This window comes from Flexivirga oryzae, assembly GCF_014190805.1.
Lineage (GTDB): Bacteria > Actinomycetota > Actinomycetes > Actinomycetales > Dermatophilaceae > Flexivirga > Flexivirga oryzae.
Map to the genome: position 1 here is coordinate 467,597 of NZ_JACHVQ010000002.1, position 19,548 is coordinate 487,144.

General features: G+C 65.6%; 21 protein-coding genes and 1 tRNA gene. 11 read left to right on the top strand and 11 right to left on the bottom strand.

The genetic code is table 11. The features are described 5' to 3' along the window. Positions 1–88 precede the first annotated feature (88 nt). Positions 89–541, bottom strand: a complete 453-nt coding sequence (locus tag FHU39_RS15270; RefSeq protein WP_183321444.1) for a GatB/YqeY domain-containing protein — start codon at positions 539–541, stop codon at positions 89–91. Between the two features lie 67 nt (positions 542–608). On the opposite strand from FHU39_RS15270, the gene FHU39_RS15275 reads away from it, so the two are divergent. The 10 genes from FHU39_RS15275 to FHU39_RS15320 all read left to right on the top strand — a co-directional run bounded on the left by FHU39_RS15275 (position 609) and on the right by FHU39_RS15320 (position 11,288). Beyond that, positions 609–1,559 carry a metallophosphoesterase gene (locus FHU39_RS15275; protein WP_183321445.1) on the top strand — a complete coding sequence of 317 codons (951 nt, stop codon included), beginning with the start codon at positions 609–611 and terminating at the stop codon, positions 1,557–1,559. An 88-nt stretch (positions 1,560–1,647) separates the two neighbouring features. Further along, positions 1,648–2,460: a fructosamine kinase family protein gene (locus tag FHU39_RS15280; RefSeq protein WP_183321446.1), complete on the top strand. Its 813-nt coding sequence runs from the start codon at positions 1,648–1,650 to the stop codon at positions 2,458–2,460. Positions 2,461–2,747: 287 nt separating this feature from the next. Further along, positions 2,748–2,821, top strand: a tRNA-Pro gene (locus tag FHU39_RS15285). Between the two features lie 370 nt (positions 2,822–3,191). Next, positions 3,192–3,686 (top strand): helix-turn-helix domain-containing protein, encoded by a 495-nt coding sequence (locus FHU39_RS15290; protein WP_183321447.1) that lies wholly within the window; start codon positions 3,192–3,194, stop codon positions 3,684–3,686. 114 nt (positions 3,687–3,800) lie between these two features. Then, positions 3,801–4,256: a PIN domain-containing protein gene (locus FHU39_RS15295; RefSeq protein ID WP_343065929.1), complete on the top strand. Its 456-nt coding sequence runs from the start codon at positions 3,801–3,803 to the stop codon at positions 4,254–4,256. A 296-nt stretch (positions 4,257–4,552) separates the two neighbouring features. Beyond that, the gene (locus tag FHU39_RS15300; RefSeq protein ID WP_183321448.1) at positions 4,553–4,747 is read left to right on the top strand and encodes a helix-turn-helix transcriptional regulator; all 195 of its coding nucleotides are present in this window, start codon (positions 4,553–4,555) and stop codon (positions 4,745–4,747) included. Positions 4,748–5,198: 451 nt separating this feature from the next. Further along, positions 5,199–7,076 (top strand): HAD hydrolase family protein, encoded by a 1,878-nt coding sequence (locus FHU39_RS15305; RefSeq protein ID WP_183321449.1) that lies wholly within the window; start codon positions 5,199–5,201, stop codon positions 7,074–7,076. After that, entirely contained in the window at positions 7,043–8,194 is a 1,152-nt protein-coding gene (locus tag FHU39_RS15310) for a phosphoribosyltransferase-like protein (RefSeq protein WP_183321450.1), read from the top strand. The genes FHU39_RS15305 and FHU39_RS15310 overlap by 34 nt, the downstream gene beginning before the upstream one ends. Further along, entirely contained in the window at positions 8,194–10,161 is a 1,968-nt protein-coding gene (locus FHU39_RS15315; RefSeq protein ID WP_183321451.1) for an ORC-CDC6 family AAA ATPase, read from the top strand. The genes FHU39_RS15310 and FHU39_RS15315 overlap by 1 nt, the downstream gene beginning before the upstream one ends. A 44-nt stretch (positions 10,162–10,205) precedes the next feature. Beyond that, a complete protein-coding gene (locus FHU39_RS15320) occupies positions 10,206–11,288 on the top strand; it encodes a hypothetical protein (RefSeq protein WP_183321452.1) in 1,083 nt (360 codons plus the stop codon). Here FHU39_RS15320 and FHU39_RS15325 read toward each other — a convergent pair. From FHU39_RS15325 to FHU39_RS15335, 3 genes are all read right to left on the bottom strand, one after another. Next, on the bottom strand, positions 11,285–12,229 hold the full coding sequence (locus tag FHU39_RS15325; RefSeq protein ID WP_221185551.1) for a PfkB family carbohydrate kinase: 945 nt from the start codon (positions 12,227–12,229) through the stop codon (positions 11,285–11,287). The two genes, FHU39_RS15320 and FHU39_RS15325, sit on opposite strands and share 4 nt — an antisense overlap. A 418-nt stretch (positions 12,230–12,647) precedes the next feature. Next, on the bottom strand, positions 12,648–13,760 hold the full coding sequence (locus FHU39_RS15330; RefSeq protein WP_183321454.1) for a tyrosine-type recombinase/integrase: 1,113 nt from the start codon (positions 13,758–13,760) through the stop codon (positions 12,648–12,650). Positions 13,761–14,282: 522 nt separating this feature from the next. After that, positions 14,283–14,573, bottom strand: coding sequence for a hypothetical protein (locus tag FHU39_RS15335; RefSeq protein ID WP_183321455.1), 291 nt, complete (start codon positions 14,571–14,573; stop codon positions 14,283–14,285). A 215-nt stretch (positions 14,574–14,788) separates the two neighbouring features. On the opposite strand from FHU39_RS15335, the gene FHU39_RS15340 reads away from it, so the two are divergent. Beyond that, positions 14,789–15,373, top strand: a complete 585-nt coding sequence (locus tag FHU39_RS15340; protein WP_183321456.1) for a TetR/AcrR family transcriptional regulator — start codon at positions 14,789–14,791, stop codon at positions 15,371–15,373. 19 nt (positions 15,374–15,392) lie between these two features. Here the strand turns inward: FHU39_RS15340 and FHU39_RS15345 are convergent, their stop codons facing one another. From FHU39_RS15345 to FHU39_RS15370, 7 genes are all read right to left on the bottom strand, one after another. Then, entirely contained in the window at positions 15,393–16,100 is a 708-nt protein-coding gene (locus FHU39_RS15345; RefSeq protein WP_343065931.1) for an alpha/beta hydrolase, read from the bottom strand. After that, positions 16,055–16,288 carry a hypothetical protein gene (locus FHU39_RS24315; RefSeq protein ID WP_246336691.1) on the bottom strand — a complete coding sequence of 78 codons (234 nt, stop codon included), beginning with the start codon at positions 16,286–16,288 and terminating at the stop codon, positions 16,055–16,057. The genes FHU39_RS15345 and FHU39_RS24315 overlap by 46 nt, the downstream gene beginning before the upstream one ends. 36 nt (positions 16,289–16,324) lie before the next feature. Next, the gene (locus tag FHU39_RS15350; protein WP_183321457.1) at positions 16,325–17,038 is read right to left on the bottom strand and encodes a type 1 glutamine amidotransferase domain-containing protein; all 714 of its coding nucleotides are present in this window, start codon (positions 17,036–17,038) and stop codon (positions 16,325–16,327) included. Next, positions 17,035–17,970 carry an acetoacetate decarboxylase family protein gene (locus FHU39_RS15355; RefSeq protein WP_183321458.1) on the bottom strand — a complete coding sequence of 312 codons (936 nt, stop codon included), beginning with the start codon at positions 17,968–17,970 and terminating at the stop codon, positions 17,035–17,037. Before FHU39_RS15355 ends, FHU39_RS15350 begins: the two co-directional genes overlap by 4 nt. A gap of 371 nt (positions 17,971–18,341) precedes the next feature. Next, positions 18,342–18,800 (bottom strand): DinB family protein, encoded by a 459-nt coding sequence (locus tag FHU39_RS15360; RefSeq protein WP_183321459.1) that lies wholly within the window; start codon positions 18,798–18,800, stop codon positions 18,342–18,344. 176 nt (positions 18,801–18,976) lie between these two features. Beyond that, positions 18,977–19,318, bottom strand: a complete 342-nt coding sequence (locus tag FHU39_RS15365) for a type II toxin-antitoxin system PemK/MazF family toxin (RefSeq protein ID WP_183321460.1) — start codon at positions 19,316–19,318, stop codon at positions 18,977–18,979. Next, on the bottom strand, positions 19,312–19,539 hold the full coding sequence (locus FHU39_RS15370) for a ribbon-helix-helix domain-containing protein (RefSeq protein ID WP_183321461.1): 228 nt from the start codon (positions 19,537–19,539) through the stop codon (positions 19,312–19,314). Before FHU39_RS15370 ends, FHU39_RS15365 begins: the two co-directional genes overlap by 7 nt. Between the last annotated feature and the right edge of the window lie 9 nt (positions 19,540–19,548).

The window sequence follows — 19,548 nt, forward strand, 5'->3', positions numbered from 1 at the left end:
TAGGTCGCGAGGAACGAGGTACCGGTCCAGCGTTCCCTGAGTAGGTCGCGAGGAACGAGCGACCGTATCGAAGGGACCCGGCTCCGGCTCAGCCCTGCAGCGCCTGCTTGACCGCGGCGGCGACGCGGCCGCCGTCGGCGCGACCGGCGACCTTCGGCTGGACGGCCTTCATCACCTGACCCATGCCGGCCATGCCGGACGCACCCGTCTCGCTGATCGCGTCAGCGACCAGCGTCGCCAGTTCGTCGTCGGACAGCTGCTTCGGGAGGTACTCCTCGAGCACGGCCAGCTCGGCCCGCTCGGTGTCGGCGAGCTCGGTGCGACCGGCGTCGTCATACGCCTGGGCCGCCTCGCGACGCTTCTTGGCCTCCTTGGCGATCACCTGCTGGACCTCGTCGTCGGTGAGCTCCTTGGCCGCCTTGCCGGCGACCTCGGCGTTGGTGACCGCGGCGAGTGCCATCCGCAGCGTGCCGGTGCGCACCTTGTCGCGGGCGCGCATGGCGGCGGTCATGTCCTCACGCAGACTCTGCTTGCTCGTCATGCGCACCAGTGTCGCACCGTGGGTCGATCGAACCCGCACGGATTCCCATCGCATAATTGGCAGCCTCATGCATGCACTCACCAAGACCTCGGCCGCTGTCGTCGGCGTTGGGCTCGGGACACTCGCCTGGGCGTCCCTCGTCGAGCGTCATCTCTACACGTTGCGACGGTTCGAGGTGCCGGTGCTGGCGCCCGGGTCGCGTCCCGTGCGCCTGCTGCAGGTGAGCGACCTGCATCTGATCCCGCGTCAGCAGCACCGGATCGACTGGGTGCGTGGGCTGGCGGCGCTGGAGCCGGACTTCGTCCTCAACACCGGGGACAACTGCTCGGACCTGTATGCCGTCCCGGCGGTGCTGCATGCGATGGAGCCGTTGCTGGACTTCCCGGGTGCGTTCGTGCTGGGGTCCAACGACTACTACGCGCCGGCGCCGAAGAACCCGCTGAAGTATGTCGGCATCGGCCGGGCCCACAGACGCGGTCCGGAGCTCAACGTGCCGACCCTGCCGGTCGAGGAGCTGGTCGGCGGCTTCACCGGCGGCGGGTGGACCGACCTGGACAATGTGCGCACGACGCTCGAGATCAAAGGGATGCCAGTCGAATTCGTCGGCGTCAACGACCCGCACATCGAGATGGACGACTATCCGTCGGTCGCGGGGCATGCTGCCTCTGGCGTCGCCACGACGGTCGGGGTGGTGCATGCGCCATACACGCGGGTGCTGGACGCGATGGCTGCCGACGGTGCGCGGCTCATCATCGCCGGGCACACGCACGGTGGCCAGGTCTGTGTGCCGGGGTATGGCGCCCTCACCACCAACTGCGACCTGGACAACGCTCGTGCCAAAGGGGTTTCGCGATGGTGGCCCGGTGCGCTGGGACACTCCGACGCCGACGCACCGAACGATGCGGCATGGCTGGAGGTGTCCGCGGGACTCGGGCACAACAAGTACAACCCGGTGCGCTTCGCCTGCCGGCCGGAGGCGACGCTGCTGACGCTCGTGCCTGCCGGAGCTGCGGGTTGAGCACGAGCCGCGGGTTGAGTAGGGCGAGGAACGAGCCACCCCGCGGGTTGAGTAGCGCGAGGAACGAGCGCGTATCGAAACCAGCCCGATGAGCTTCGTCAAGCACGCGTCATCGCCACGGGCTGCGCAGTGGGAGGCGGCGGGGCTCGACTGGTTGCGTGCCGCCGGCGGCGCGACGGTCGTCGAGATCGTCGCGATCGAGCAGGAGACGCTGGCGTTGCAGCGGCTCCGCTCAGCGTCTCCGACTCCTGCCGCGGCGGAGGCGTTCGGCCGGGCACTGGCAGCAACACACGCCGCGGGTGCGTCCGCGTATGGCGTCGGCCCCGACGGCTGGGACGGCGACGGCTTCCAGGGCCCGGCCGACGACATGCTGCCGTTGCCGCTGCGCCCCTACGAGTCGTGGGGTGCGATGTATGCCGACCTGCGCCTCGCTCCCCTCCTCGAGCCGCGGGTCGAGTGCCGGAGGAGCGAAGCGGGGGAGGCATATCGAGACCAGCGGGGCGACGGAGTCCGCGTGTCCAGGCTCGCGCCGCTCGCGGAGCTTGCCGAGCCAGTCCTGCGGCGGCTGCGCGACGGCGAGTTCGACGGCTCCTGCCCCGCGCCGGCGCGGCTGCACGGTGACCTGTGGTCGGGCAACGTCATGTGGACCGCGGACGGCGCAGTGCTGATCGATCCGGCCGCACACGGCGGGCATCCGGAGTCCGACCTCGCCGCGCTGGCCCTCTTCGGCGCGCCGCAGCTGGAGAGGCTGCTCGCGTCATACCTCGAGGCCGCGCCGCTGGCCGACGGCTGGCGTGACCGCGTGCCCCTCATGCAACTGCACCTGGTGCTGCTGCACGCCGTGCTCTTCGGCGGTGGCTATGTCGACCACGCTCGCGCCATCCTGCGCCGCTACGCCTGAACCGGCGCAGCACACCGTCCGAGCCCACGCCGCGGTGGCCGAGTAGCGCGAGCCGATAGGCGAGCCCGTCATCGAGGTCCCGCACCCTCGATCGCACCGTCCGAGCCCACACCGCGGTGGCCGAGTCACCACCGCGGTGGCCGAGTAGGGCGAGCCGATAGGCGAGCCCGTCATCGAGGTCTCGCAGCCTCACTCGCGCCCCGCCGACCCCGATTGGGCGAAACCCCAGGTCAGCTTGTATCGTTGCATCTCGCTGCGCACATCCATCGGGTGCACGCGGCATGCCACGGGGTGTGGCGCAGCTTGGTAGCGCGCTTCGTTCGGGACGAAGAGGTCGCAGGTTCAAATCCTGTCACCCCGACCGGTTAACACACCGGCTCTGACCTGCGAAAACGCGGTCAGGACCGGCGCGTATGGCATCCTGTCGGGCATAACAGCGCCGGTCGGCGACGCTTACGACTGCCGAGATAACGACTCTGGGGCCGAGCACCAGCGGCACCTTCAAGGGCCGTGAGGCGCTCGGAGATGCCAGCCCCTCATGCTGAAGATCGCGCGCTGGCACGCGATGCCAGCCTTCACGCAGGCCTGTATCGTGCAGGTACCACATCCCCACAGCCTCTCCACGATGCGCAACTCTGGGGATCTTCTGTTTCCACAGCCGAACCAGAAACGACATCGTGTTCGTTTTGTTCGTTTAGGCTAGGGTGGGGTCAAACCCAAGGAGGCAGATCATGAGTCGCGCCGCAGCGGTCCCCGCACCACGCACCTACATCACCGATGACCGCGAAGACGCCCAGATCCTCGACTTCGTCCGCGCACTGGAAGCAGCCGGCCTGCAGGCGCCCGAGGCAATGCCGTCCCTCGTCGCGGCGGACGGCACGCGGCTTGAGCTGCCCCCGGCCATGTACGCCGTGCTGAAACAGGTCGCCGAAGCCCTCGCCGGTGGGATGGGCGTCACTGTCGCGCCCCTGAACGCGATGCTCACGACCCAGGAGGCCGCAGACTACCTGGGCGTCTCTCGCCCGACGCTGGTCCGGATGCTTGAGCGCGGTGATCTACCGATGGAGAAGCCCGGCCGGCACCGGTTCGTGCGACTCAGCGACCTGGTCGACTTCCAGGAGCGCCAGCGGATCGACCGGCGGCGCGCCCTGTCGGATATGCAGCGGCAAGGTCAAGAAGACGGCCTGTACGAGGCCACCGACGGCCCGGCACCGCGCACCCGCTGACCGTGAGTTTTCCGGTCTTCTTCGACACCTGCGCGCTGTTCGGCGGCACCCTCAACGACACACTCCTACGCCTCGCCGAGCCCGGCCCCGTACCGGATCCTGTGGTCCGAGGATGTGCTGACCGAGCTCGAACGCAACCTCACCAGCAGGGTCGGCCCGACCGGCGCTGCCCGGCGAGTGTCGGCCATGCGCGTCGCGTTCCCCGACGCCGCAGTGACGGACTACGAGGACCTCGTCCATGCGATGACCTGTGATCCGAAGGATCGACACGTGCTCGCCGCCGCCGTCCGTGGTCAGGCAGAAGTGCTCGTCACGTTCAACACCACAGACTTCCCCGGGCCCTCACTCGAGCCCCATGCGCTGACGGTCGTACACCCCGATGACTTCCTCCTCGACCAGCTCGACCTCCACCCGGCACGAGTCGGCGCCGCTCTGGCAGGTCAGGTACTCGACGCCAACAGGCCACCGCTGACGCGACTGCTCGGCATCCTCGCACGCTCGAACGTCCCCCGGTTCGCCGCCGAAGCCCGACGCCACGACTTCCAAGTCCCAGGAGAATCCGATGACTGAACCCACACCGATAGAACGTCGCATGACCCGGCAGCCGTGGACGGACAACTTGCCGTCGCCTCACCCATCACCTGCGGGTCGGCTGCTCTTCGCACTCCCGCCGCCATCTGGCCGCGCGCCGCAGCGACCTTGTCCGTACGAGAGACAGGCAAACGCGGACTCCTCGGTTCGCGGCTCCGTTGTGAGCGAACCGCCACGAGTCCTCCCAACGATCGAAACCCCCTTCCAGGATCTCTTTCCGAATCCGACCGCCAGAGACACGACACACCCCTTCAGGTAGGTGAAAGGAGAACACCATGCCTACCACTTCAACTCCCCGCCGTCAGTTCGAAACCCTCGCAGACGCCGCCGAGCGCACCGGTCTAAGTACCCGCACAATCCGCCGCAGGATCGCCGCCGGCCAACTCCCCGCCTACCGCAGCGGACCCCGCGTCCTGCGAGTAGACCCTGCCGACGTCGACCGCCTGATGGTGCTCATTCCCACCGCATAACCTCGCGCGACCTCAGGCAACAGATGTAAGCCCCACGTGCGCGTCTTACCGCCCAAAATGACGCCAGCTTGATCCTAGGCAACGCCATCGCCTCTACCTCGCCCCACCGGCAAGGTCACCGCGGCCCTCGCCCAGTCGTGTCGGGCCGTTCGTCCAGCACTCAGTCGAGCTCGAGACCGCGGCCCGTCACACGCGGACACATCGCTCCGCCGTTATTGCCGGGTACGTAGCAGGTCAGCTTGTTACTGATCGTGCCGCAGGCCCTTCTCCATAGCTCCCTCGCCAGACGCCACAACACGACCAGCCAATTGCGGGTAGGTCGAGGGCGATCTGATCCGGCGGCGGCCGCCGCGTGGCGATGGCGATGGCGGACAGAGGCTCGATGTCCGGATTGTCGGCGACGTCTGGTAGTACTCAACGAAAGATCGAGTGATGTGAGAGAGTTGAGACCTTGGGACGACGGTACGCAGACGAGCTGGGAGAGCTATCGGAGACCTACCAAGCTGTCCGGGCGCTCGAAGACGAGGACTTGGCCAAGCTCAGCCGGGTTCAGAGTGAGTTCAACCGGCACAGTGCCTACTTCGTAGGGAGTGGCGGAGCGCTGGCGATGGCGCAGTTGGCCGCTCGCGTTCATGGGGCCCACAGCTCATACCCGTCGAGCGCCGTGACTCCGTTGACGTTGGCGCTCGGTGATGGTCTTCGGCCGACGAATGCGACAGTGGGCCTGTTCAGTGCGCGGGCGCGACACCCCGACGTGCGCCTCGCAGCCCGAGCGGTGCGAGCCGGGCCAGGCAACAGGGTGGTGCTACTGACCCAGCTATCGGCCTCGAAGGTAGCCCCTGAGTTAGCCGCGGTCGTCGATGAGATCGTGACGTTGCCGCGAACGGCCAAGGACGGGTTCTTGGCGACCAACAGCATCTTGGCGATGGGGAGTGCGTGGTTGAGAGCCGCCGGGTTTGACCTGCCCGACAGGCTTCCGATGCTGGATGCCCCGATGTCGCCGTGGCCTGAAGAAGTCCGACGCGCCCTGGTGCTCTACGGGCCGGACCAACTCGCAGCGGCCTATGACGTGGAGGCGCGCCTCTCGGAGACCGGGCTCGTTGACGTGCAACTGGCCGATCTGCGGAACATGGCGCATGGCCGACATGTCGGCTTGCTCAATCGAGCGGCGTCTACGGTCGTCGTCACCCTGGGTGACCCTGGCTCGCAGCCGTTGGTAAACAAGACAATCGGGGTGCTTCCGTCGTCGCTTCGCGCGGTGGACCTGTCCACCCGGATATCGGGTCCGGTCGGCACGCTGGACAGCCTCGTTGGCTGTATGCGGCTCGCCGGGGAGATCGGCGCGGTCAGCGGGGTCGACCCTGGGCAACCGCCGGTCAGCACCACTGGACGAAAGCTCTACCACTTGCCTTGGGCAAGTCTCGCGTCGAGCCCGGACGGATCACGCCCGGCGCGTGTCAAGGCGATCGCCGCCGGGATGGTCGACCGGAATCGAGCCGACCTCGACGCCTGGATGGACGCGTGGCAGACGTGGCGCACGTCCGTTTGCGGACGACCGCTGGCAGCTGTGGTGCTCGATTACGACGGCACCTGTGTCCCCACTGCACGTCGGACGAAGCCCCCGACGCAGGAAGTCCAGGACGAGATTCACCGGCTGCTGGAGCACGGCGTACGAATCGCATTCGCGTCGGGGCGAGGCCCATCAGTCATCGACGAGCTGCGCCGGTGGATTCGGCAACCGCTCTGGAACGAAGTGGTCATCGGGATCTACAACGGTGCGGTGATCAATCCGCTCGCCGAAGACGTCGAGCGCGGCACCGTCGCGGATGGAGACCTGGCAACGGCTGCCGACATCCTCTCCCGGCGACTCGTGGGCGAGGGATGGGATCTGTCGGCCCGGCGCTGGCAGGTCACGGTGCAAAGAGGCGGCGCTGCGCTGGCCGATACCGGCGCAGCGGTAGCCGCGATTCTTGAGCCCGCGCTGGGCGAACGGTTGAAGGTCGTCGAGAGCGGACACAGCGTCGACATAGTGTCGCGGTCCACAAGCAAGCGAGCGGTCGTCGATCATCTCGGGGTCGATAGCAGCAACGTGCTTCTGATCGGCGACCAAGGAGAAGTCGGAGGCAACGACTTCGAGTTGCTGTCCTACTCAGACCTCTCACTGTCGGTTGACCGGGTGTCCGCAGACGGAAGCCGATGCTGGAACCTCTCCGAAGACGGGACCGCTGGACCAGCGCTGTTGACACGATATCTTCGGGCTGTCCAACTACGAGAGCGGGCGGGCGCCAGGTTCTCGTGGAAGCAGCCAGGTATGAGGAGGAGCAGCTGAAGACCTCACTCGCCAATCAACTGCTGGGCAGGCTCGTCGACCTCGACGAGGCAGCCGAAGCCGAACTCGTCCCGAAGCTGACGACGATGGCGGAACTCAAGTGGGACACCTACGAGGGTTTCCGAGCGGGCCAGCGATTCATGGAGAGCCTCGCACGGTGGCTGCAGGGCTTCGACCAGGCGACCCGTAAGCGATGGCTCGACTTCCTCCTCGACCGGCTTGTCTTCATCAGCGCTGCGGAAGTCGATCATCTCATCGCCGTGGCATATCCGGACGTCATCAGACCAGCCGTTCTCGAACGGGTCGCCATGGCCAGCGGCATTTCGCGGCACCGCAAGGCCCAGCTCGTGAGCACGCCCGCCTTCAAAGTTGAACTGCGCCGCATCCTCGTTTTTGCCCTATCCGACGGTGCCCGCCTCGATGTCTTGAGGCGCAACTCCGACCTGTCCCACGAGCAGTTCATCCCCCAGCCCGCTGTGCCTCCCACTAGACGCGCCGACCTCAGGAAGAAGCTCGTCACGGCGCTGCAAGTTCACGGCGGGGAGGCGGACGATTTCACCTTCAACCACGTGCTCCTGGTCGATGACTTCTATGGCAGCGGAACCAGCCTGATCGACATCGTGGAGAACGCTGACGGCACCGTTTCCCCCGACGGCAAGATCGCAAAGTTTCTCAAGGAAGCTGCATCACTCGCAACCGCTGATGAGGACGAACCGGCGGTGCTTGACGAGGGCTACAGCGCCACCATCTTGATCTACATGGCCAGCGCCCGAGCCAAGCGCCACATCGAGGACGCCCTCCAGAAGGCGGGGCTGGCCGATCGCTGGAGGTTGGAGGTGATCCAGGTGTTTGACGACACGTGCGAGGTCACCGACGCCGACCTGCTGGCGGACTGCGACGTCTTCTGGGATCCGGTCCTAGAAGACGAGCACAAGGCCTGTGCCGCGCGCGGTTACAAGGACTGCGCGTTGCCCATCGTCCTGCACCACAACGCTCCCAATAACAGCGTCAGTCCGCTCTGGGCCGACAGCACTGGCCGGCGCCGCGAGGGCTACACGAGCATGGAGAGACGAGCCCTGTTTCCCCGTTACGAACGCCACCATTCGGATCGCCCCTGATGACCCGCGCGAACCCCTTCCGCACCCGACACAGTGAGGCAGCCTCCCGCAATCTCGGGCTCTTCACTGCCACCTTCGCCCCAGAGGTGCTGCACGCGCTTCCGGCGCCTCCGTTCGATCAGTTCTACGTGTTGCGGAGCGCGCCGGGGGCTGGCAAGACCAGCCTGATGAAGTGCCTGACCGCTCCGACCTTGAACTACATCCATCAACGTCGCTCCAAGACCGCCCACCTCGTCTCGTTCCTGACGGACTTCGGCGTCTTGGACGTCAACGGACCGCTTGTCATCGGTGTGCTGGAGAATCTCGACCAGAACTACGCCGGCCTTGTCGACGTAGCCGAGGACTCTGACCTCCAGAAGCGGCTGCTGTTCAAGCTGCTCGACGCTCGCGTCATCCAGGGCCTGATCCGCGCCTGCCTTGAATTCGCGGGAAGGGCTCCCGATGAGGATCCCGACCTGGTGCAGTTCCGTCCTCGGACCCCCGATGCAACGCGCGCCTTCATGCGTCTCGGAGGAACCAGCGGCTCCGACCTCATCGCCGCCGCGGAGGCTGCAGAGGACGAACTCCTCGACCTCTTTGACCAAATCATCGCCACATCTGGGGAGATGCCCACGGGGCACGGCAGACTGCACAGTCTTACGGCCTTATCGGCCACCGGGATAGAAGTGGCAGGTGCGCCAGTTTCGGCCAGCACGCTGATCATGTTTGACGACGCCCACGCCCTCGCTGAGAGCCAGCGAACAGCCCTCCTAGGAGAGTTGCGAAGCCGGGCGCACACCGTGGGGCGGTGGATGGCGACGCGGAACGTGGCCCTCGATGACGACGAACTCTTCGGGGCTGGCGACGAGGGTCGCGACTTCGACGTGATCGAGCTCGAGGCGCTGGCCCGGGACCGCACCAGCAGCGCCGCGGCTCTCCACCGACTCACGGGCCAGACACTCACCCCCACTCGCTTTCGCAAGGTGCTGCTGGACATCGCCGACAAACGCGCCTCACCAGCGCTCGATAGAATGCTCACCGACGACACCTCCCTAACCAACCTGCTCGGAGTCGAGCCTGATTCGGCGCTGGAGTTCGCCTCCGAGGATCCCTTCGCCAGAGTACGGAGCAGGATCGCCGACAAGGTCGGAGACGATCCTCGGTACGCCGTTTGGCTCGCGGAGACCGTGCAGCTCGACGGCCGCGATGGCCTGGCACGTCTGTCCGAGATCGACGTGCTGATCGAACGCGACCGAACTCGAGCACAGCAGGAACTCTTCGACGTTCCCCTGCCAGCTGATCAACTAGTTTCCCGTGGCAGCAGTTCCTTGCGCGAAGCGGCTTACATGCGCACTGCCATCAACTGCGGCATCCCTTACTACGTCGGCGCCGAGACCTACGCCCGTCTCGGAAGCGCGAATATCGAGCAATTCCTCGAAGTCTGCGGCGACTTGATGGCACGCCTCCAGACCCAGGATGTAACAGGACGCGAGTTGGCATTGACGCCGTCGATCCAGGACAAGATCGCCCGCGATGCAAGCCGGAACTACTACCGGAGTCTCACCCAATTGCCCCACGGCAACTACATCCAGAGGTTCGTCGACGGTGTCGCGCGCATCAGCAAGGAGGAGGCCGCCAAGCCGCGGATTCCCTATCCGCCCGGCGTTACCGGGACTGCTCTCCTCATGTCGGACCGCGCGAAACTCCGCGAGCCCTCCAGTAGAGAGCTGCCAGAGATGGCAGCTCTCTACTGCGGGCTCAAGTCCGCAATCGCGCACAACGTGGTCTGGATCGAGCTCAACTACCGGGTCAAGAACGCCGACTACATGGTCATCTATCTCAACCGACTGCTGTGCCCAACCTTCGACATGCCGCTCGGGCTGGGAGCGTTCCGCGAACGCAAGCTCATCCAGATGGCAGGCTGGATGGTCGAACCGCCTCGCCGCGCTGGCGAGACAGCCGATCCGCGACAGGGGACGCTCCTGTGACCCAGACTGCCCCCACCAATACGTCCTTGTCATGGGACAACCCAATGATGGCGACCGATGGCGCGCCCAACGGCGCGGCAGTCGTGGACGAACTGCTCACCACCGCTAGTCACGACAACGACCGCACCCTGTTCGTACTCTCGGCCGGGTTCGATCCTCGGTCGACCGCGGGGCTTGCGCGTTTCATCGACGCCACCGGATCGGCGCCCCACGTGTTGGCCATCGATCCTCAACCCGCGAGCGAGGCGTCTGGTGACGACCTCACCGCTCGACGCGCCGACAACGAGACGGCAATCGCAGACCTGGCCACCCGCACCCACCGCGCCTGGAACTACCCGGCCGTGCACGATGAGGCGAGCGCAGGCCGGCAGCTTGCGCGTGACCTCGCCGCGCAGAGCGCGCTGAAAGATATCGATGCCGTCGTGTTCGACCTCTCGGCGTTCCCGACGACCTTGGCCTTTCCGATGCTCAGCGCACTGCTTCAGCGAGCCGGGACAGCGGGGTTCCCGACCGAACTGTTGGCGCTCGTCACCCAGAACCCGAAACTCGATGGAGACATCACGGAGGACGGCCTCGGTGCAGCCCACCAGCTGCCGGGCTTCGGCAAGCGCAGTCAACGGGCACGCTCCAACGCGGTGCGAGTGTGGGCTCCGGTCCTGGGACGAGGGTCCGGGGCAGCAATGAAGAAGATTGCCGACTTCCTGGACCCCCAGGAAGTGTGCCCGGTGCTGCCGTTCCCAGCGCGCGATCCCCGGCTCGCCGACCAGCTCCTATTGGAGCATCGCGACCTGATCAGAGACCGGTTCGAGGTCCAGCCCACCAGCTTCATCTACGCCGCGGAGACCAATCCGTTCGACCTGTACCGCACCCTGGTCAAGTTCGATATCGACTACCAGCACATCCTCGGTCCAATTGGCGGCGCCGACGTCACTCTCAGCAGCCACGGCAGCAAACTGCTATCGATCGGTGCGCTGCTCGCGGCGTACGAGCGGAAGCTACAGGTATTGGCCGTTCGCGCCACCCGGCGCACCCTTGATGGTGGGCACTGGGAACCCGAGGCGCGGGTCGCCGATCAGTTGGCGTGCGTCTGGCTCAAAGGCGAGCCCTACGACCAACTACGGTCCTAGGCACGATTGCCGCACGCGGTACAGCCATCAATCTGGTGAGCTGGCGTCACAACCTCGGAGCGGTAGGCGGACTTCCGCTCTGCGCCCTGCCAAGAGATGAAACCAGGACGGTCTAGGAGCCCTTGAGCCTCGCCCCAGGACAATGTGTTGTTCATTCCGCGTGCCCCTACGAAGGCACACGAAAGTGCAGCCAATGCCTGCCCCAGATCGAGGCCATCGCTGATGTTGCGGTGGGTCAGCCTCGGATAGTCAGTCAGATAAGCCAGCAAGCCCGCGGTGACCCAGTCACCGGCACCCGCCGAGTCACTCACCCGCGCCCGGTGTGCACGCCGGGAGTGCCACGCACCGTGCCCGAGACGGAACTCAAGTCCCCTCGCCCCCCGCGTTCGGACCTGAACCTGGCTCCCCGGCGTACTGCTCAAGAGCGACCCGAGCGCTGGGACCCGCTCCTCGCTGACCTTGAGTATGTCTGCGAGCGCAATCGCCTCGGCCGTGAGCCCCCGCCGCCCGGGACCATTCGGTTCGAACATAACAATTCCGCCCCGCTGCTTGACCTTACCCATCAGATCAATGGATGCCTTGCTCGCGCGATCGACGAAGACAACTTCGGGACACGAACCCGCTGCCTCCTCGGCCTGCTCGCGAGTCGCAGGCCGGTGCGAGGCGAACTTGTAGTTGCAAACAGGGCATCTGAAGAGGTATTCGGGTCCGGACTCCGTGAGTCGCTGGATCAGCATCGGCGTCTCCACATCCGCGCTGCAGTGAACGTGACTGGTGTCGACGCCCGCACCCGAGAGATCGTTGCGCAGAAGTTCGCCAGCGACGTCGTTGCCGATGCGTGCCAGCAGTCCGGATCGTTGGCCGAGCCAAGCTAGGTCGGCCGCGACGTTGCCTGCAGTCCCGCCCGCATTCCGGCCCACCACATGGGTGGTCGTGATCACATCCAGGACTAGGTATCCGACGCTGAGAACCGTTACCCGCGACACCTCTGGCGCTTTGGCATCCCGAGGTATGGCGTGCTGCGCAGGGCGAAGCTGCAAAGACGTCACAGATGAGAGCCTAACCGGGAGCGCCGACAAGCAACGCACCGGAGCCTCCTCAACTCCGTGTCCGCAAGACCGGCCCGATGGCGCGTCACTCCGCCGGCAGTCGGCGTCTTCGACCTGCGTCACTCCGCCGCATGTCTGGGTCGCACGACGTACTGCCTCGAGCGTCCGTGCTGGCGGCCCTTGCCTTCACTCGGGAACAGTGCGGTAGTCACGTGCAACCGATCGGCATACCTGGCAAGGTGCCCCACATCGCCGCGTATACGTCTACGGCGAGACGACACGGCAAGCCAGATCGGGTGCAATCGCACACTCAATAACCAGCCAGCTCGGACAGCTTCGCCGCAATCTCCGCGTCGCGGCCTCGCGCGACGTGCTGGTAACGCATCGCTGCTTCGGCGCTGAGGTGCCCGAGCCGGTCCATGGTCTCCTTCGGTGTCGCGCCGGCCAGGGCGGCGAGCACCGCGCCCGTGTGCCGCAGGTCGTGGATACGCATGTGGGGTCGTCCGGCGGCCTCTCTTGCCTTGATCCAGTGGCGGCGGACGGTGTTGGAGTGGATCTGGCGGGTGCTGTCACCGACGGCAGGGAACAGCAGCGCGTCCGAGGGGCGTTCGACGAACCGGTCGAGGTGCGCGCTCACTACGTCGACGATGTGCGGTGGCATCGACACCGAGCGCTGCTGGCCGTTCTTGGGCGTGCCGACGACCGGGGTGCTGTGGTCCCAGGTGACTGCTCGCCGCACGTGGATGAGCCCGGTCTTCACGTCGATGTCGCCGCGACGTAGCTCGGCAAGCTCACCGAAACGCAGCCCGCACCACGCGGCGATGATCACGAATGCCCAATATCGGTCAGGCATTTCGTTCATCAGGGTCACGATCTCCTCTGGCGACGCCGGGTCGATCGGCCGCTGCCGCTTGGCGATGCCGGCGCTTCGGATGGTGCACGGGTTCTTGGCCAGGATGTCGTCCCGGACCGCCTCGTTCAGGATCGCGCGCAGCAGCGAGTAGACGTGGGCTCGTTGCGTGGGCCGCGTCGGGTCGATGCTCGTGTACCAGGTGCGAACGACGGGTGGCGTGATGTCCCGCAGAGACATCTCGGCGAACGCCGGAAGGATGAAGCGATCGAGCTGGCGTCGGTAGAGGGCTCGAGTTCGCTGCTTGATCTCGCGCTGTGCCAGCCATGCCTCCGCATACGGCCCGAAGGCCTCGGTCGCCCGTCGCACCTTCGCCCGACGTGACTTCGCCGGCGACCACTCGTCGTTCTGAATCAGCCGACGCTCGGCGGCGAGCCAGCCCTCCGCGTCTGACTTCGTCTGGAAGGTCGATGGCGCACGATGGAAGCCCTGATCGGGTCCCATGTAGTAGGCCTGATAGCGGCCGTTGGCGCGCTTCCGGATCGTCCCGAAGTCTCGTTTTGCGCGCGTCATGACGTGCCGTTCGCGGACACACCGGGACATAATCCGGGCATAATTCGAGGATCGTCGTGTCCTCTTGTGCCCATTCCTCTCACGCGCTAGAGTCTACATCGCTGCAGGTCAGATGCTTGTAGTGCAGATCAGAGTGTTAGCCGAAGACCGCGCGTGAACAGTTCAAATCCTGTCACCCCGACCAAATTTTCCGCCAGCTCCGCTGGCGGATTTTTTGTTGGTCGTGACCGCGGTGTCCTTATCCACCTGCCACTCGCGGCAATCGTTCAGCAAGCCGCCATAGGTTGACGGTGTTCATGGTCGCGGCTACCGCGATCCCACGAATCATCGAGCCCGAGCGGCACTGAGGAGGAAGTAGTCGTGCACCTCCCATGGCAGCGGACCAAGCAGCATCCGCACGCAGATCGCATCTGCAAGTGCGGCCACCACGAGGGATGGCATGACGGAAACGGTTGTCGCGTATGTGAATGCTGCCTACCTCGGTCGCACGGTGAGCCGTAGCCGAACCGGCGTCGCACAGGGCTAGCGTTGAAGCTGCCCGATCTTCGCCACCACCGCCCCCGCAGCCGGACACATCCAGACGGCGGTCTCGTTTCGCTGCTCCGCGACGAGCGGATGTGTGCGAGGGTGCATCGGGCACTGCGGCCACACCAACCCTTTCGCGCCCAATGCCTCGGTGACGTAGTCCGACGCTTCGCTCGCCGCCGCGACCAGCGCCTCCGCCATGTCGTCAACCGGCGAGAGGTGCAGCGTGACACCGTGATCGCCGGCAACGCATACGTGAATCGTCTCGCCCTCGGGCTTGAACTCCACGTCGTGAGCAGGAAGAAGTGCCCTGGCGTCGGCGAACAACGCCAGAGCGACTTCTACCGCGCGAGAATTCGTCATCTCCGTAAATCAGTCTGCCTTGACCGGACAGTCTCGCCGAACACCGGAGCAGCCCTGCCACCGGACGTCGAGATTGCCTGCTACAACCGTAGAAGATAATGTAATCAACGTAAACATAGACTGGTGGATAAGGTTCGGGCATGGCTGACACGGCAGCATCGAGCTACCACCACGGCGACCTGCCAGCGACGATGGTTCGGTCCGCGTTGGAGATGCTCGACGAGGACGGCGACGTGGAGCTGTCCCTTCGCGCCGTGGCGCGCAAGGCCGGTGTGTCGAGTGCGGCGCCGTACCGCCACTTCCCCGACCGACTGTCGTTGCTGTCCGCCGTCGCCGCAGTCGGCTACCAGGAGCTGACGACCGACCTTGCCTCTCGGCAGCCGCGACCGAGCACCGCGGACGATGTGGCCGAACTCGCCGTCGGTTACGTGGAATTCGCGCTGTCCCGGCCCGGCCTGTTCCGGGTGATGTTCGCCGAGGGCTGCGACCGCACCAGCCCGGATCGGGTCGCGGCGGTCGACGCCATACACGCCTACCTGGGCGAGGCGGTCGGGCGGATATTCCAGACCGATGATCCGGCGGCGCTGGCGACCGGACTGTGGTCCGTCGTCCACGGCCTGGCCTTCCTGCATCTGGACGGAAAGCTGGACACCACTTCAACCGAACGCGTCCGGGCGCGAGTGCGCCAGACGATCACCGCGCTGCTGTCGGCACGGATCTCCTAGCGCACGTCGGCCACCCGGGTCAGCTCGCGAACGCCTCCCCGCCGCCGTTGAGTGCGGTGCGCAGGAAGTCGATCGCCAGTTTGCGGGCGACGTTGGATGCCTTGGTGTCGCGCAGGCTGTCCAGCAGCAGGAAGTCGTGGACCATGCCGGCGACGCGCACGGAAGTGACGTCGACGCCTGCTTCACGCAGTTTGTTGGCGTACTGCTCGCCTTCGTCGCGCAGCACGTCGGCCTCGTCGGTGATCACCAGGGTGGTCGGCAACCCCTTCAGCTCGTCGAGGGTGGCTTGCAGCGGGGAGGCGTACTTTTCGGCACGCTGGGCCGGGTCGGTGGTGTATGCGTCCCAGAACCACTGCATCCCGTCACGGGTCAGGTAGTAGCCGTCGGCGAACTGGCGGTATGACGGGGTGTCGAAATCGGCGTTGGTCACCGGGTAGAGCAGTGCCTGCGCCTCGAGGTCCAGGCCGCCGCGGTCCTTGTTCATCAGCGCGAAGACGGCCGACATACATCCGCCGACCGATTCGCCGGTGACCGCGAGCCGGGACGCGTCGATGCCGTGCTCGGCACCGTGCTCCTTGACCCACTGCCCGACCGCATAGTTCTGCTCGACCTGGCTGGGATAGCCCTTCTCCGGCGCCCGGTCGTAGACCGGGAAGATCCCGGTGGCTGCGGCACCGACGGTCAGTTCGCGGAAGAGTCGGTCGTGGGTGTGCTCGTCGCCGAACACCCAGCCGGCGCCGTGGATGTAGAACAGTCCAGGCGCGGCACGGACTGGTCGCTCTGCAGGTCGGCCAGGATCTTGCGGCCCTCCTCCGGCGGTATCTCGTAGATCCGCGGGTGCTGCGCGGTCGCCTCGGCAAGGTCCTTGGCTGCCGGCTCCAGGTAGGGCGTGATGGGTGCAGGAATCTCGGACATCGTGCTGCTCCTTCTTCGGATGGGTTGACGTACGGGTCAGTGAGACGCGGCCGGAGCTTGTAGCTCGGTGATGAGTCGCCGCGCGAGTTGCTCTGAGGACTGGGGGTTCTGACCGGTGTAGAGGTTGTGGTCGTGGACCATGTGCGGACGTAGTGGCAGGCCCTTGGAATAGTCGGCGCCGGCTTCCTTGAGCCGGTCCTCCAATAGCCACTTGGCTTTCCAGGCGAACTTGTTGAGGCGTTCTTCGCGGTTGGACAGGCCGGTCATTCGGTAGCCGGCGAAAGGCCAGCTCCCGTCCGGGTTTTCGGCCGCCAGCGCGGCAGCAGGTGCGTGACACAGCAATGCCAGCGGACGACCCGACGCGAGCCGTTTGGTGAGCAGGGCGCCGGATACCTCGTCCACGGCGAGGTCTTCCATCGGTCCGTGGCCGCCGGAGTAGAAGACCAGGTCGAAGTCGTCCGGATCCATGTCGGACAAGTTCGCCGGATGATCCAGCACCGGCTGGAGGCGCTGCACGTCGGTGGCAATCTTCTTGGTCTTGGACGGCAGGCCGCCGGAGAGGCCGAGGCTGAGCTGGTCGATGACAGGCTGCTTGCCTCCGGGCGCCGCAACCGTGACGTCGAAGCCGGCGTCCGTGAACAGTTGGTAAGGCACCGCGAATTCCTCGGCCCACACCCCGGTCGGATGCAGGGTCCCGTCCTTGAGGGTCCAGTGGCGGGCTGCGGACAACACCATCAGCACGGCAGTCATGACTTCGCGCCTTTCAAGGGTCCGTGCGTGGCGGGGAACGACACGGGTACGGGGATGTGGAGGGCGTTCTGGCACTCGGTGAACACGTCCAACCGCAGCGGTCGCTTCGGTTTCAGGGAGCGGATATCGTCGCTCAACCTCCCCGACCCCAGCTCAAGGCCCACGTCCCCCGTCAGCAGGTCGCTGCCGAAGACCAGGTTGTTGGTCTGGCTGAGCGTTTGGTTCCAACCACCGTTCAGTTCGGTGTATGACGTGAGCGTCGACACGCTCGTCCCGCTGGCGACCCGCTTCTGCTTCGGAGTCGCCACCGACAGCGCGATGTCGGTGCCCCCGGCGTCATTGGCGACCCGGCCCGTGGCACGGCGTGCGTCGATGTCCACGTCGATGTCGGTTACCCACTTGGGGAACCCGTAGCCGTCGTGTCCGCGCACTTGGGCGATCTCGGTGTTCACCGGCAGTGAGAGCACGTACGCGTACAGATGGTCGTTGCCCAGCGCGGACAGCAGGTCCACCGGCGGGAGGTTGCCGTGCCGTACTTCCCTGACCGCGATCCCGACGGTGACCTCGGTGTAGAAGTCGATGTCGCACACGTCATACCGGAAGAAGACCACCGAGAACAGTCCGATCCCGGGCGCGACGGTCAGCGGGTCCAGCCCGTCAGGCAGGCGGCTGCGTAGCGCCTTGGTCGGTGCGAGGTAGGTGATCTGCGCCTTGGACATGGCGTAGTAGAAGTTCGGTGTGCGGGTGGTCCCGATCGCCGACTCGACGCTTGTCTTGGGCAACGTGCGGAAGAAGTCGACGGTGCTGACCCGCGGGTCAGCCTCCACGACATCCAGATCGGTGTCCATGCGGTACCGGGCAAAGAGCCCGTCGGCCGGCACCCTCAGTTTTCTGCTGCCGAGCTCTACCTCAACGGTTTCCATGTTCGTCATCGGTGACGCCCTCTCGTGCCTGGTTGGCAGGTGGTGCATGGTCCTCGACTCGCATCCCGGCGCTTCCGGTGCGACTCGAGGTGTGCAACCCGCGCGCGGTGATGCGATGTAAACACTGCTTGCATTACCGTATGGCGCAATGTTTACAGTGTCAACAATGGTTTGACGGCGCGCACTCACCCACTCGCCTTCGTCGACGAGTTCAAGAGGCGATTCCCCCGGGCGCTCCTGGACGCTGAGCAGGTGATCGATGAAGGCCCAAGCATCATGCTGCGCACCTGCGAGGTTCATGATCGCCGACGCCCCGTAGCGTCCGGGTTGCTCGGTCTCAGGCTGGCGTCATACAGCGCAGCACTCTTCGCACACGGCGATCAGCGAGAACGACCGGCGTAGAGATCACGCAGGAGGGCGGCCTCGGCACCGTGGTGAATGAGTTCGTCCGCAATGTGCAGCACGAAGGCACGTCGGGTGGATAGTTCAAACGGCCCCGCCACGGGACCGAGCTCCACCCCGAACGTGGGCGCGGCGTCACTGAGCACCGCCCGCAGATCTGCATACGCCGCTGCCAGGGCTGTGCACGCGGATGACGCAGTCCTGGCCGCCCCGGCCGTCGCGGACGCGTCCGGCGTCGGCAGGCCGAGCCAGATCCAGTTCTTCGGTGCCCTCAGCAGGTCGGTGATGTGGTCCAGTCGCCATTGAATGCTGATGTCATGGTCGGCATCGGAGGGGCACCACCTCCACTCCGCGTCCCCGAGACCCTCCATGCGCCGGCGCAGGCGATCCCAGGCGAAGTCCAGAAGCTCGAGTACGTCGTCCTCAGCAGTGTTCACGTCCGTATCCTCCTCCAGCCGGCGCGTCCACCACGCCTGGACAATGAGGCGCACGTTATGCCACCCCGGTAGACGTATCGTGAGTTCACAGAAAGATTTCCGAGGCGTGAGGGTGTGACCATCTTGACGACGCGCGACCGCGAGACACGATGACCACGACACTCGATTGCTGTCGATCAAAGCCCGAGGACCAGTCGGAGGCCGGAGTCGACTTGCCGCATCGCGACCGAGTCCAACCTTCCGACGACGTCGGTCAGGCGTCCGCGATCGATCACGAGCGTTTGAGACACATTGACGACCGATGGCTTCGTGAGGCCGACAACTCCAGACTCGAACTCGACGTTTCCCGGCGCATCGGCGAGACGCAAATTGCTGGTCATCGCCGTCACAATCACCGTCGAGATCCTCGACCGATTGAATCGGTCCGAGGAGACGACGAGCGCAGGCCGGCGAAAACCCGGCTCAGATCCGACTGGCGCTCCAAAATCGACCCACCAGACCTCACCGCGGACTACCACTCCCAGGCCCCGGACTCAATGAGCGCACGACCCGTGTTCGGAGTCACCGCCGCGTCCTCCGCGAGCGCATCAAGTGCTGCGGTCACCGGGTCGTCTTCCTGACCTTCGAGGAAGTCACGGATCGCCCGCGTGTAAAGCTGCGACCGGCTCCAGCCGAGTCGCGTAGCGGTTTCGTCGGCGTCGCGGAAGACATCATCCGGGATTGATACTGCGGTCTTCATAAGGAAAGT

Coding starts and splice junctions, on each gene's coding strand:
- FHU39_RS15270 (WP_183321444.1), bottom strand. CDS start 541: ATGACGAGCAAGCAGAGTCTGCGTGAGGACATGACCGCCGCCATGCGC.
- FHU39_RS15275 (WP_183321445.1), top strand. CDS start 609: ATGCATGCACTCACCAAGACCTCGGCCGCTGTCGTCGGCGTTGGGCTC.
- FHU39_RS15280 (WP_183321446.1), top strand. CDS start 1,648: ATGAGCTTCGTCAAGCACGCGTCATCGCCACGGGCTGCGCAGTGGGAG.
- FHU39_RS15290 (WP_183321447.1), top strand. CDS start 3,192: ATGAGTCGCGCCGCAGCGGTCCCCGCACCACGCACCTACATCACCGAT.
- FHU39_RS15300 (WP_183321448.1), top strand. CDS start 4,553: ATGCCTACCACTTCAACTCCCCGCCGTCAGTTCGAAACCCTCGCAGAC.
- FHU39_RS15315 (WP_183321451.1), top strand. CDS start 8,194: ATGACCCGCGCGAACCCCTTCCGCACCCGACACAGTGAGGCAGCCTCC.
- FHU39_RS15320 (WP_183321452.1), top strand. CDS start 10,206: ATGATGGCGACCGATGGCGCGCCCAACGGCGCGGCAGTCGTGGACGAA.
- FHU39_RS15330 (WP_183321454.1), bottom strand. CDS start 13,760: ATGACGCGCGCAAAACGAGACTTCGGGACGATCCGGAAGCGCGCCAAC.
- FHU39_RS15340 (WP_183321456.1), top strand. CDS start 14,789: ATGGCTGACACGGCAGCATCGAGCTACCACCACGGCGACCTGCCAGCG.
- FHU39_RS24315 (WP_246336691.1), bottom strand. CDS start 16,288: ATGTCCGAGATTCCTGCACCCATCACGCCCTACCTGGAGCCGGCAGCC.
- FHU39_RS15350 (WP_183321457.1), bottom strand. CDS start 17,038: ATGACTGCCGTGCTGATGGTGTTGTCCGCAGCCCGCCACTGGACCCTC.
- FHU39_RS15355 (WP_183321458.1), bottom strand. CDS start 17,970: ATGACGAACATGGAAACCGTTGAGGTAGAGCTCGGCAGCAGAAAACTG.
- FHU39_RS15370 (WP_183321461.1), bottom strand. CDS start 19,539: ATGAAGACCGCAGTATCAATCCCGGATGATGTCTTCCGCGACGCCGAC.